Annotated in this window: 11 protein-coding genes; 10 read left to right on the plus strand and 1 reads right to left on the minus strand. The window is 53.7% G+C overall.

The window, feature by feature from the left end:
• Positions 1-57 precede the first annotated feature (57 nt).
• From VGJ94_16125 to VGJ94_16160, 8 genes are all read left to right on the plus strand, one after another.
• On the plus strand, positions 58-591 hold the full coding sequence (locus tag VGJ94_16125) for a MerR family transcriptional regulator (GenBank protein ID HEY3278145.1): 534 nt from the start codon (positions 58-60) through the stop codon (positions 589-591).
• Between the two features lie 41 nt (positions 592-632).
• Positions 633-1,553, plus strand: coding sequence for a hypothetical protein (locus tag VGJ94_16130; GenBank protein ID HEY3278146.1), 921 nt, complete (start codon positions 633-635; stop codon positions 1,551-1,553).
• 276 nt (positions 1,554-1,829) lie between these two features.
• Positions 1,830-2,090, plus strand: coding sequence for a hypothetical protein (locus tag VGJ94_16135; GenBank protein ID HEY3278147.1), 261 nt, complete (start codon positions 1,830-1,832; stop codon positions 2,088-2,090).
• A 110-nt stretch (positions 2,091-2,200) separates the two neighbouring features.
• Entirely contained in the window at positions 2,201-3,091 is an 891-nt protein-coding gene (locus VGJ94_16140; GenBank protein HEY3278148.1) for a hypothetical protein, read from the plus strand.
• Positions 3,092-3,183: 92 nt separating this feature from the next.
• Positions 3,184-3,636: a pentapeptide repeat-containing protein gene (locus VGJ94_16145; GenBank protein HEY3278149.1), complete on the plus strand. Its 453-nt coding sequence runs from the start codon at positions 3,184-3,186 to the stop codon at positions 3,634-3,636.
• A 97-nt stretch (positions 3,637-3,733) separates the two neighbouring features.
• On the plus strand, positions 3,734-4,570 hold the full coding sequence (locus tag VGJ94_16150; protein ID HEY3278150.1) for a heme-binding protein: 837 nt from the start codon (positions 3,734-3,736) through the stop codon (positions 4,568-4,570).
• Positions 4,571-4,679: 109 nt separating this feature from the next.
• Complete coding sequence (locus VGJ94_16155) at positions 4,680-4,952, plus strand: hypothetical protein (protein HEY3278151.1); 273 nt, start codon at positions 4,680-4,682, stop codon at positions 4,950-4,952.
• A gap of 982 nt (positions 4,953-5,934) precedes the next feature.
• Positions 5,935-6,720 carry a DNA/RNA helicase domain-containing protein gene (locus tag VGJ94_16160; protein ID HEY3278152.1) on the plus strand — a complete coding sequence of 262 codons (786 nt, stop codon included), beginning with the start codon at positions 5,935-5,937 and terminating at the stop codon, positions 6,718-6,720.
• Between the two features lie 65 nt (positions 6,721-6,785).
• On the opposite strand, the gene VGJ94_16165 is transcribed toward VGJ94_16160, so the two are convergent.
• Positions 6,786-7,829: a CAP domain-containing protein gene (locus tag VGJ94_16165; protein HEY3278153.1), complete on the minus strand. Its 1,044-nt coding sequence runs from the start codon at positions 7,827-7,829 to the stop codon at positions 6,786-6,788.
• Between the two features lie 651 nt (positions 7,830-8,480).
• Between VGJ94_16165 and VGJ94_16170 the strand changes: the two genes are divergently transcribed.
• Together VGJ94_16170 and VGJ94_16175 are read left to right on the plus strand one after the other, a co-directional pair.
• A complete protein-coding gene (locus VGJ94_16170) occupies positions 8,481-9,335 on the plus strand; it encodes a neutral zinc metallopeptidase (GenBank protein HEY3278154.1) in 855 nt (284 codons plus the stop codon).
• 125 nt (positions 9,336-9,460) lie between these two features.
• Complete coding sequence (locus tag VGJ94_16175; protein HEY3278155.1) at positions 9,461-9,952, plus strand: hypothetical protein; 492 nt, start codon at positions 9,461-9,463, stop codon at positions 9,950-9,952.
• Positions 9,953-10,756: the final 804 nt, after the last annotated feature.

A 10,756-nucleotide genomic window follows, 5' to 3' on the forward strand; every position in this document is an offset into this window, starting at 1 on the left:
AACTGCCCCCGGTATGGTGCCGGGGGCAGTTCCTTTATACACAGAACGAGGATAGAGATGGTACTCATTACCGATGCAGCACGGAGGTTCGGCCTTTCCCGCAGCACTTTACTCTATTATGATCGCATCGACTTGTTAAAACCGTCGGAACGCACCGGCGCAGGCTATCGGGTCTATTCGCCTGACGATCTGGAAAGGTTGTCCGCAATCTGCAGCTTTCGCCGGGCAGGACTGACTATAGAGGATATCCGTCACGTCCTGTCGGTGAAAGAGGATGCCCATGGAGCGATAGTAAGGCGGCGCATGGACGAGATCGGAAAGGAGATCCTCGTCCTCCAGGCCCAGCAGCGCCTGCTCGGGAAAATGCAGAAAATTCAATCGTGCCCGGCACTGCCGAATGCAATCGACAAACAGGCCTGGGTTGAAATGCTTCGGGTCGCGGGAATGGATGAAGCGGCCATGAAGACGTGGCACCTCGAATTCGAGCGTCGCTCCCCGGAAGGCCACCACCGGTTCCTACTCGCCCTGGGGATATCGAAAGAGGAAGCCGAGTCTATCAGGTCCGCGGCCGGGTGGGAACCCCGGATGTAAACATGTTGATAAGGTGCGCGTTCTGATGGTATTCCATAGTAATGCGCGCGCCGGTCCGTCTCAAAGATATTCTGCTGGTCATCGTGGTTATCTCTTCCATGGCCACGTCCATCATTTTCCCTGACTTCGGTTCCCGTTTCAGCGCCCTGCCTTTCTACTCCCTCATGATCAATTTCTTTCTCAGTTACCTCTCCATCGACCTCGCCTCCGTCTGGAAAGCGCTCAAGGGCCACAGTGTGGAGATTTTTCTTTTCACCCTGATGAAACTGGCCGTGCTGCCCGTGGTCATCTATTTTGCCTTCTCCTTGTTCGCACCCGATTATGCCCTTTCCGCCCTGCTTTTGACGGGAGTTTCCACGGGTGTCGTCGCGCCTATGATTTCCAATATGGTGCGGGGGAACAGCGCCCTGGTCCTGGTCGTGGTGGTGATTACCTCGGCGCTGGCGCCTTTTACGTTACCGGCCCTCATCAAGGTAGTGGTCGCGAAGGAAGTGGCGATTTCTTTCGTGTCCATGCTGCGGATGCTGGCTACCGTGGTTTTTATTCCTATTGTGGTTGTTGAAATCATCCGATACCTGCTGCCCCGGCTTGTGGCGCCGATCCTGAAAGTCCAGTTTCCCGTCTCTCTTTTTCTCTTCGCCTTGATCAATCTGGGGGTTTTCTACCGCTACGCCCCTTTCTTCAGAAAAGAGCCGTCGGTGATCATCATGGCGACGGTCGTGGCCTTCATCCTGGGGGCAATTTATTGCGTCGTCGGTATACTATTTTTCCACAAGGGACCGGTGGAGAATCAGGTGGCCGGCGCGGTCATGCTGGGTAACCTCAACAACGTGCTGGTGATCGTCTTCTCGTCTGAGTTTTTCGGCCCCGTGGAACCGCTGGTCGCCGCAATGTACATGATCCCCTTCTTTGTCATCGTGATCCCCCTTCGCTACTACCGCCATCGAAAAGAAACCGCCTAATTTGGGGTGAGGCATGAAGGCCAGGGCTTGAAATCGGAGCACGATTGAAAGATAATATTTTGGCACAAAAACCGATTAATTATGGAGTCTAAATCCCGAGGACCCGGCGCATCCGGGATCACACAAATAAACGGCTACCCCGAGACCGATATGTGCGCGCGCTGCTTAGGGGAGTGCTGCCGCCGCCAGCCCGGCCATTGTCTGCCTTCGGAGTTTGGATCGACCGAGGATCTCAGAGCGGCCTTACTCAGCGGCAGGTATGCGATAATTCTACTCATGGACTCCCACATCACGGCACGGGTAATCCGGCCCCACTACAAAGAGCCCGACCGGCAAAAGGGCTGCACCTTTCATCATGCGAAGGGCTGCGAGCTGCCGCTACCGGACCGGCCCTACGGGTGCCGGATGCTGCTGCCGAGAGAGCGTGACGACGGCCATTGCGAGCCGAAAGGGGTCTCCATCGAGGAGGCGGCACGGATGTGGGAGGAAAGCGGATACCTGCCCCCTTTATGGGCCGGTATGGGCCCGGGCCGGTGAGCCATACGGTAAAGGGAAGTTGCGATAGATACGCAAAGAGGTCGTTTCGCGGTATTAAAGTGGCGATGGGTTTACCTGGAGGCGGTTTAAAACAACTGGGAGGAAAAAACATGGTTAATCGTAATGCAGGAAAAAGACTTGTGGTACTCATGGCGATTCTGCTCCTTCAATTGGTTTTGGCAGGAATGCTGACGGCAGCGGAGCCGGCGAAGATTGTCCAGAGCGGAGCGATTCTGACGGTAGCCGATTCCAAAAGGCTGATCGCCAAGGGCGTGGCACAGATGCCGATCGTCAGGAATGCCCTTGCCAACGGTATGGTCATTATCATCAAGGGGACGACCAATGCCTACGTGGCGGAGGAGATCACCGGACAGAAAGTCTCCCACACCGCGTATGTGACGGGAAGGATTGAACCCGAAAAAGGAGCCAAAAAACTGCTCAAAGGGCAAACCGTGAACCACATAGTTCTGGAGAAAGGCAAGGTAGTCGATATCCCCCTTGCTGATGCCGTGAAAAAGTTGAAAGCAGGGGACGTGGTCATGAAGGGGGCGAACGCCCTGGACTATAGGAACAAGCTCGCGGCAGTCAATATTCTCGACCCGGCAGGGGGAACGACAGGGATCACAATGCCCTACATAATCGGACGCAAGGCTCACCTCGTCATTCCGGTCGGCCTCGAAAAGCTGGTCGCAGGGGATATAGTGGACCTGACCTTGAAGATGCGCGAGCCGATGGAATCCTTGCCCGCCCCCTCCGGCCCTTCGTCGACGCCCTTTCCCGGTCACGTTCTTCCCTCCCTGTGGCTCCTCACGGGCGAGATCGTCACGGAGCTGGAGGCCATTAAAATACTGACGGGAGCAACCGCCTTTCAGTCGAGTGCAGGGGGCGTCAGCGGCGCGGAAGGAGGAGTATGGCTCGTGTTCAGAGGAACGAGGGAGCAGGTGTCAAATGCCCTCAAGCTGGTTCGCTCAATCCAGGGCGAGCCGCCATATACGGAGTAACCCGGTAGCGACGTCCGAACACCGCAAGCCTCCGGCGCCCGCATGGTGCGATAAAGGATGGGGACGGAAAATCCTTTTAGAACAGGGAGTCCATGAAAGAAGGAAAACTTGTATTCGTGTTATGTGCCGTTCTTTGCGCCGTCTGGTTTTCAAGCGCACCATTGCGAGCCTTCAAGGCGGCGGACAGGGACAAGCTCCTGAAAACGGGGCAGTGCCAATGGTGCGACCTTGGCAAAGCGGATTTGGCAGGCGCAAAATTGAAGGGAGCCGACCTCTCGGGGGCGAACCTCTCCGAGGCCGTCCTCACCGGCGCTGATCTCTCGAAGGCGGACCTGTCGAGCGCGTACATGCACAACTCGAACCTCTCCGACGCAAATCTGGCGGATGCCTTTTTCGCCGGTGCGAACCTGCAGGGAGCCAAATTGTCCGGCGCCGACCTCACCGGCGCGGACCTGTCGGGCGCTACCTGGACGGACGGGACCAAATGCGACAAGGGCTCGATAGGAAAATGCAATGTCCCCAATCTTCTCGGACAGTATGAATAGGAATAGGACTGTGCTGCACCGATATTGACCATACCACCTCTCGACGGACTTGCGTTTCTGTCTTACCTTCCCTCTATGATAAATTGAGGAGGCGGAGATGAAAAAATCGATAGGATTGACCGCACTTGGCATTGCCGTTGGAGGGGCTTTGGCGGCAAAGTCTTACGTGAGACGGCCGGGAAAGAGTGATTCCGGGCTTCCCGATCACGCTTCGCTGACCTCGGCGTTAAAAAGTGTCGTAAAGGTTGGAGACCCGAAGGCGAACGGAGGATTGGCGCTCAATATGTGGGCGGCGATCGTGGGTCGGGATGGATTGGTACATGCCGTGACCTTTACGGGCGATCACTTCGGCGATCAATGGCCGGGCAGCAGAGTAATCGCGGCACAGAAGGCGAACACCGCCAATGCCTTCAGCCTCCCGGCTCTTGCCTTGTCTACCGCCAATATCTATGCGGGCACCCAGCCCGGCGGATTTCTCTATGGCATTCAGTTCAGCAATCCCGTGAATCCTGCAGTAGCGTATGCAGGCGATGCAGACCGTTTCGGGCAGGAAAGAGACCCGATGGTCGGGAAGGTCCTCGGCGGCATTTGCGTCTTCGGTGGAGGCCTGGCCCTTTACAACTCCGAAGGACGGATCGTAGGAGCCCTTGGGGTGAGCGGAGACACCTCGTGCGCCGATCATAATATCGCCTGGAAGTTGCGCCACGCCCTCGGCCTCGATTATGTCCCGGCGGGGGTAAATAAAAACAGCTCCAACCCGCAAGGCGACGACAACGCGATCTATGATGTGACGGACGGCAAGAGCGTGAGCGGCTATGGCCATGCCGACTGTGGCCTTGGAGAAAAAGCGATCGCCGAAGCGTTCAAAACGACATGTCCCGTGAGGATTCCGAAGGCTCACCGGCCACCAGGCGAAAATGCAGCCCTGTTATAGTATAGCTTCCTGAATCAGACGATTGACAGGCCCGAGTATGGGACATAGGTTCCTGCCAGAAAGTGGAGCGGCAAGACGGTGTCGCACACGCGAGAAAGGAGGGCATGCCATGGAGGAAAGTATTTTGGTACAGCGAGCGTACACGGCTGTTCTGGACCACTTCATAAAGACCGGCCGGGCGCCTCATTATACGGAACTTGCAGCCACTCTCGGATTGGGGCCCGAAGAAGCCAGACAGGTGCAACACAAGGCAGCCGATTCGGCAATAGCCTGCTGGTTTGTGACAGGCACGGATTATGTCGAGTCCTGGGCGCCCTTTTCCAATGTACCGACCCATTATCTGGTGACGATAGAGGGGGATCAGAAGTGGTACGGCCAGTGAGGGATAGAATCGCTGGCCGTGCGCTGGCTCTTTCCCGGCAAGGAGATCCGCATCGACGCTCGTTGTCTCGATTGCGGCGAACCCATCCTCGTTCGTATGCGGGATGAAAAGATACTGGAGATAACCCCCGCGACGACAGTGGGACATATGAATCTCCCTTTTGCGAAGGCTTTGACTGGAGATGTATCATGGGGTATGGCCTGAAGCCGCATGAACCTCTTCCGGTCGGAAGAACACGCAAAAAACTGGCCCTCCTATGATCCCATCTCCGCGGAATCGATTATGCCCTTAGCCGATTGGGCGCAGGTTTTCAGCGGACCTTTGCACAGGAATCGGATGGAGCCAGGCTATCTTTCGCGAATACACGAATACGCACCGAAATTGTTCCAGTCGTTAAAGGAACTGGGAAAGGAGGGCAGGTTCTGGACCCCTGAGTGAGCATCATCATGGACACTTGCATAGGCTGAACGCACTCGATCGGCGGCTTTCTACCGGCAATCATATAGCTAGGTTTCGGTTTTCGTATAGCGCGTAAGACAGCACACTTGAATCGCTTGTCTTCTTGGTCTATCAGTACGGGCCGCTGTAAATCCTCGCCGATTCACTGGCCGAGGCTCGAGAGCGCCTGACGGAGCGGCTCGCTGGAAATCAGAATGATTCCCTCATACGGTTGGTCCAACTCCAAGATGAGAAGCAATGAACCCGCAGCCTACAAGAAACAGATGGCAAAAACAATAACGACCACTGCATTGCGCGGGGAGGACAGACCAAAGCCAGGAAGCTAGTCTGCAAGTGGTTGTCCTAAGTCCTAAGTAATTAAGCACCATTCCCTATCATTTGTTCTGTCTTCAAAAAGCCTCCAGGGAACGGCCCGGCAAAGACGGGTCCGGATCCTTTTCACAGAGAATGATGCAGAAAATACAAATTAAGGATATAATCAATTTGACACCAAACATCGCGCAAACGGACAGTCACTTGACTCTTGAAACGGTCCTTTCCTGAATGGACTATTTACTTGTCAAGCAAACTTACCGATCACGAATACACGCAAGGTCGCCCGCTTTTCGACGATGGCGACATGGCATCTGGAAGAATCTTTATAGACGATGACCTTCATTTATCGGTGTCTGTAAGATCGTTCAGATCGGAAAATGTTGCGGCATTTGTGAAATCAATGCTTGATGTAGATGAGCCCACGGCAACCAGATTATACGAAACCCTTATCAAAACTTACCCGATATATTTGACTCGTGATTTATCTAAAGCAAAAGAGTGGTTACGCTCAATAGCACGTGGTTCCGAACGGTATGGAGTAGTTGCATCCTCGGGAGCCCTGAGACTTAAGCCTTATGGCTTCAATGTCAAAGCCTCTATCGAGCCCAAGAATTGGTTCCTTAATGACAAAAACGACATTAGATCTTCCTATTACATGGAGGACGTAGCTTCGGAGTTTGATATACAAGGTTTAGAGCTTGATTGGACTTGTGTGGCATGGGACGCTGATTTGCGTTTTAATGGAAACGACTGGATTCTTAAGTCATTTCGGGGCACTTCGTGGCAAGACGTTAATGATGCCGATGCCAGGTATTATTTGAAGAATGCATACCGAGTCCTACTTACCAGAGCGCGCCAAGGAATGGTGATATTTATCCCACATGGAGATGGGATAGACCCAACGAGGCATCCTGATTTCTACGATAAGACATATGAATACTTGCTCTCGGTCGGAATTCGGGAATTGGCGCGCAATGAGGACGGGCGTCACTAAATAACTGACTATCCCCGCGTCTCCACTTAGCGTAGTTTGCTATATGTCAATCGAACACTAAGTGATTAATCTGATACGCTGCAATGACGATAATTTTCCAGGGCCCTATTGTATTCATCAACCATAGATTGGAGGATGGGAGATTTGGCCTTAACTTCGGCTAAGACTTTGTTGTGCCACTGGCTTTTCTCGTTATAGGCGTTGACCTTGACCTCTAGGTTATGGCCTTTCTCTGAGCCGACCCGCGTGCCTCTCTCAGCTTCAATGAAGTCTTTTTCCACATCGAGCTCTCGTCTCAGCCTGGCAATCTGGTCATTCAAATTGGTTATTTCGTTTTTCTTGAGTTCGATTTGGGCCAGAAGACTTTGGGGGGGAGCGATACATGTCTGCTGCGGAACCGGCGGCGATTGAAGCCCGAAAATCTGAACTGCTATGTAGGTTTCCAGCCCATCCATCTTTCCCTTCACCACCGCAACACCAATGTCTTCGATCTTCGGCGAGAGGATATTCTTCCTGTGTCCCGGACTCTGCATCCAATTATCAATGACCCTCTGGTTGGTGGAAAACAAACCGCTGCCGATATTTTCAGATAAGATCTTATACCGATATCCTACTTTCTGCGCAACATCGGAGGCCCCTTGACCGTCGGGGGAGACATGTGCAAAATACTGTTTCTTAAACATGTCATCGGCTCTTGACTCCGCGATTGCAACGAGGAGCGTGTTTTCTTTCAAAGGGGGAAGGTGGTCGAGCGCGCGGGCTTTGTTGGTAAGGTCGACGATGGCATCTTTGCCGAGGATTTCTCGAGACGGGTAGTTTTTATAACCGGATGGACACTCTTGTTTGTAAACAATAACGCAAATGATGACGACCACGAGAGCAATCGCCACACCATACTTCCTGAGAAATTGTAATTGTTTCTGCTTGGATTCCTCTTCCGCGTTGATTTCGGCAAACATAGGCACGTCCTCTAAGGACTTCCAGGGCGTGTTGGTCCCATACCGGGCTTGCGTCTTGCCGTTGATCTCGCCCCTCTGGAACAGTTGCCGCATCTGACTGGTCGTAAACGGTCCACACATACAGCTGGTGCCGCGCCAGTTGCGGCCCATATAGTACCAATCTCGTAGATGATCTGTCATATCGTAATCAGCGCATGCTTGGGGGGATATAACAGTGGGTCATAACAATAATAGCCAGAACGTTGCGCCCCTAAGAACGTCCTCCACACTATTGCTTACATTGCATAGTTTCCTGTCCGCGTAAACCCCAGTTCTCAATATCAGAAAATTATAAGCTCATCGAGAAGCTGAAAACAGTGATCATAGTCAATAAATGAAAGAATATCTCGCAGAGGACAAAGAACGTTTCTATCGAGCATAGCATAGTCCGTGAAGGTTGAAAATGATTAAGGGCAGGGCGCGAGGTCCCTTCTCCAGTGATACTTTCCTTCGTGAGTTACCTTGACATCCGTTCGAATGGTACCTACAAACTTTTTTAGGGAGGCCGAGGAATGTCCCTACTGTTTTTCGGCTATCCCGTCAAGGCGACGCGCTGTCCTCAGTGCACGTCTGAGTTGATGGCCGCGTAAAGGGGCATACCGCCTGGTCACGACTGAGGAATGGGAGGCGAAGTGAACCGCCGACCAGCGTATACTTCGTGCTTGGATCTTCGTTCTGATCTGCGGTCACTATGGTCGATAAAACGAGGCACCCGTGTTTTCCATAACGACGGGGAACCGATAGACAGAGAGGGCAGACAACATGCGATGGAGGGACGGTCGAGAAAGCGATAATATTGAAGACCGTCGCGGGATGTCTCGTGGCGCCAAGATAGGTGGTGTAAGTGGCCTGGGTCTCGTGGCAGTCGTGTTGATCAGCTTGTTTTTAGGTATTGACCCGACTGTTCTTTTGCAAGGAGGACCGGATCAGGCTCCTTCCGTTTCTGCTCCGCGAAGTGGCGGGCCGGCCGTAAAGGATGACCTACGCAACTTTGTGGCTGTGGTGCTGGGCGACACTGAGGACGTCTGGAACGAGGCCTTCCGCAGGATGGGACGGACGTATCAGGCTCCAAGGCTGGTTCTTTTTTCAGGGGCTGTGGAGTCTGCGTGCGGAATGGCTGGTTCGGCAACGGGGCCGTTTTATTGTCCGTCCGATCACAAGGTCTACCTGGACTTAAGCTTCTTCGAAGACCTACGCTCGCGGTTCGGCGCTCCAGGTGACTTTGCCCGGGCCTACGTCATTGCCCATGAGGTTGGCCATCATGTACAAACCCTTCTTGGTATCTCCCAAAAGGTGAACCAGCTCCAGTCGCGGGCAAACCCTTCAGAAAGAAACAAATTATCCGTGAGGATGGAATTGCAGGCTGATTGCTTCGCAGGGGCGTGGGCCCAGCAAGCTGATAAGAGCCGCCATATCCTTGAGGCCGGAGACGTCGAGGAAGGGCTGAACGCAGCCAGCGCGATTGGAGATGATAGGATCCAGCGGAAAATTCAGGGTTACGTGGTCCCGGACGCTTTTACCCATGGAAGTGCAGCGCAGCGGGTGCGCTGGTTCAAGCTTGGATTCCAAAGCGGCAATATCCAGGCCTGTGATACCTTCGGCACTGATCGGCTTTGAGGCCATGCTGTTATGGAAACAGCTCTTAACATTGCCACGCGTCCGTTTAGGATGAAGAGGCAACGCCCTTCCAGAGGCAATCCAGGGGCGTATGGGCTGCAATATCACATAAAAGGAGGCATAGTATGGGCCTGTTAGACATGTTAATGGGAAGCAGTAAGACTCGAGAGGGATTCCAGGATTTCCTTAATAGGTTCCAGGAAGGCCCTCCCTCGGAAGGTTATAGTGACCAGGAAGTTCTGGACCGTTACGGCCAAGTGGCACACGAGGCAGCTCCCTCGGATTATGAGGCGGCAGCCCGTGATGCCTTTGGACACCTCTCCCAGACAGATCGGGAGCAATTCGGCCGGATGCTGGCGGGTCAAGCGCAAAGCAGGGGGCTTAACCTTCCCGGGCTCACCCCGGCTCAGGGCCCGGGCTTTGGAGATGTGGACTGGCTTTCGAATATTACCAGTCAGATCCATCAGCAACCGGGCATGCTACGCGACATCTTGGGTGGACTTAGTGGAGGTGGCGGACCGAGCAGTTCGGGAGGCATCTTGAGCAGCCCCCTTGCGAAGGCGGCTTTGGCCGGCATTGCTGCCATGCTCGTGAAAAGGGTGTTGGGCGGCAGGTAATTCCAGAGAGTGGAGTTCTAAACGAGGATGGAAATTCGAAGAATAGAAAGGAGGCGAAGAAACGTGGCTGACGACGGAACGAAGGAGTCGGGTGGGACTGACCAATGGGACGCTACACAATACCATGAAGTCAAAGCGGGAGATACCCCGACAAAAATAGGGCGTAACGGGGACGGGCATCACTAAATAACTGACTATCCCCGCGTCTCCACGAACCTATGAGGTCCGTGTCTAAGATGCAGTTCCTCCTACTATTAATTCCTGTATAACATCTAAGGAACAAAGGGTCAGCCCGTAAGGGTGTGTTGACGAAACTCGATCTGCGGCACCCTGGATGCGCTCGCAGCCTCAACGTACAGATGTACGCCTCCGGCAGCGATGCTCCAATGGCGCCACATCTGGAGCTTTCTATACGTTGCTATAGATATTTATGTGATGAGCAAATAAACGGCTCCGTCTTTCATAAATACCCGCTCCTCTCCCCAAACGTTTTCTCGCGTCGCTCCGAATGGTCACTCCTCCTCAATTTAGCCCGCGGGGCCTTTCCCCGGCACCTTATTATTCATTTCAATAGTGCCGGGCGGCACTGGCCGGTGAATCGGGGGCCGAAGGCGCGTAGCGGAATCGTTCAGATTCGTCGTCTGGGGAGGATCAGAGGGCGGAGGCGTAGAACGTGTGAAATAATCCCTCCATTCCCCTCTTTTCCCTGGACCCTCTTCACGCCATGTGGTACAATAAGCCTGTAAATACAGTCACTTGAGAGGGTTTACGTGGACAATGAAACACTCTTCCCCTGCAGTGCCT

Source organism: Syntrophorhabdaceae bacterium, assembly GCA_036504895.1.
Lineage (GTDB): Bacteria > Desulfobacterota > Syntrophorhabdia > Syntrophorhabdales > Syntrophorhabdaceae > PNOM01.

Bases quoted from the DNA above. Each gene is read 5' to 3' on its own strand.
- VGJ94_16125 (HEY3278145.1), top strand. From the start codon at position 58: ATGGTACTCATTACCGATGCAGCACGGAGGTTCGGCCTTTCCCGCAGC.
- VGJ94_16130 (HEY3278146.1), top strand. From the start codon at position 633: ATGCGCGCGCCGGTCCGTCTCAAAGATATTCTGCTGGTCATCGTGGTT.
- VGJ94_16135 (HEY3278147.1), top strand. From the start codon at position 1,830: ATGGACTCCCACATCACGGCACGGGTAATCCGGCCCCACTACAAAGAG.
- VGJ94_16140 (HEY3278148.1), top strand. From the start codon at position 2,201: ATGGTTAATCGTAATGCAGGAAAAAGACTTGTGGTACTCATGGCGATT.
- VGJ94_16145 (HEY3278149.1), top strand. From the start codon at position 3,184: ATGAAAGAAGGAAAACTTGTATTCGTGTTATGTGCCGTTCTTTGCGCC.
- VGJ94_16150 (HEY3278150.1), top strand. From the start codon at position 3,734: ATGAAAAAATCGATAGGATTGACCGCACTTGGCATTGCCGTTGGAGGG.
- VGJ94_16155 (HEY3278151.1), top strand. From the start codon at position 4,680: ATGGAGGAAAGTATTTTGGTACAGCGAGCGTACACGGCTGTTCTGGAC.
- VGJ94_16165 (HEY3278153.1), bottom strand. From the start codon at position 7,829: ATGGGCCGCAACTGGCGCGGCACCAGCTGTATGTGTGGACCGTTTACG.
- VGJ94_16170 (HEY3278154.1), top strand. From the start codon at position 8,481: ATGCGATGGAGGGACGGTCGAGAAAGCGATAATATTGAAGACCGTCGC.
- VGJ94_16175 (HEY3278155.1), top strand. From the start codon at position 9,461: ATGGGCCTGTTAGACATGTTAATGGGAAGCAGTAAGACTCGAGAGGGA.